Raw genomic sequence first — 442 nt, 5'->3', positions numbered from 1 at the left:
CTCCACCTACTTCCTTCCTGCTTCTCTGCCTGCGCTGCTTTATATTCATATGCCCAGCCAACCGCAGCCTGTCCGCCATTTTGCAAAGATTGCATCGCCAGTAACAATGGATGAAAGCAGGTATCTAAATTGTTGTCAGCAGCCATGACCAAAGTTGCACCATGCGTGCCTAACGCTTGCGCGGCATGAAAAACTGGGGAGTTGTGCAGGTTGGCAATAAAGTCAAACGGCATCGCGGCGTGGTGGTTCAGCACATTGTCTGCCATTTTTTCAAATACGGATGGCGAAGAAAACGGCGTACCGAGAAAAACAGCGCAATCAGAGCAGACTTCGATTTGTTCCTTCAGTTGCCCTGCACCCAACGCGGCAATCAAAATCAAACGGCTGAGGCGGCGGGTATCTATACCGATTTGGTGCTTTAAGGTTTGTTTGAGGATTTTAC

The 442-nt window shown here is 49.3% G+C and carries 1 pseudogene; it reads right to left on the bottom strand.

Features of this window, described 5'->3' with window-relative positions:
- Positions 1–442, bottom strand: a pseudogene (locus ACTHTY_RS12035) (hypothetical protein); the annotation flags it as partial.

The sequence above is a fragment of the Neisseria sp. P0019.S002 genome, assembly GCF_051957155.1.
GTDB lineage: Bacteria > Pseudomonadota > Gammaproteobacteria > Burkholderiales > Neisseriaceae > Neisseria > Neisseria perflava.
This window is presented reverse-complemented; position numbering and strand designations above follow the sequence as displayed.